Here is a 722-nt window from a genome sequence, read left to right on the forward strand (position 1 = left end):
GGGCGGTGACCGCCACCGTGACCGCCGCGCGGGGGATCTTCGCCGGCAGCCAGCGCAGCAGCTGCGGGGCCACCGCCGGCGGCAGGTCCGCCCAGCCGTCGAGGCGGAACGTCGCCTGCGCGATCGGGCCGCTGTACCAATGGCTCCAGTCCTCACGGACCTGCCCGCGCCCCGCGTTGACGTGCGCGAGCGAGGCCAGCGTGCCCAGCAGCTCCGGTTCGGTCAGCCCGTGCGCGGGCAGTCCGTCACGCCGGAGGCGGCGCAGCACCCGCCGCACCGTATTGCCGAGTGCCCGCTGGACGTCGGTGTCGTGCTGGACGTCGGGGGTGCGCAGCGCTTGGAGCGCGAGCCACACGCGGGGCGGGCGGTCCCGCGCGATCCCCGCGTGGTGGACGACCTGCGCCGCGACCGCCTCCGCCGGTTCGTGCGGCGGGGGCAGCAGGGACTCCGGGGACGGCATCGCCTTCGTCAGGTCCCGCTCGGCCGACTTCGGTTGCAGCACCACGGTGATCCCGGCCGCGCGGCTGAGCAGGAAGCCGGTGTCGCCGGCGGTCCCGGTCGCTTCGGGCGAGAGCAGCCGCAGCAGCTCCCGGCCCGCTTCGGCCGGACCGCGCAGGTCGCGGGCCCGGTCCCGGAGCGCGTAGTCCGAGCCCACCACGAGCCAGGTGGAAAGCCATCGCCCGCGCACGCGGACGGCGGTCAGCGCCACGACCACCGCGGCC

At 76.7% G+C, this 722-nt stretch carries 1 protein-coding gene; it reads right to left on the reverse strand.

The features are described from left to right. A partial coding sequence (locus G3I65_RS54965; RefSeq protein ID WP_309236121.1) for a type VII secretion protein EccE occupies positions 1-709 on the reverse strand: 709 nt, incomplete at its 3' end. Positions 710-722 lie beyond the last annotated feature (13 nt).

Origin of the sequence: Amycolatopsis sp. SID8362 (genome assembly GCF_010550475.1) — a bacterium.
Taxonomy (GTDB): domain Bacteria; phylum Actinomycetota; class Actinomycetes; order Mycobacteriales; family Pseudonocardiaceae; genus Amycolatopsis; species Amycolatopsis eburnea.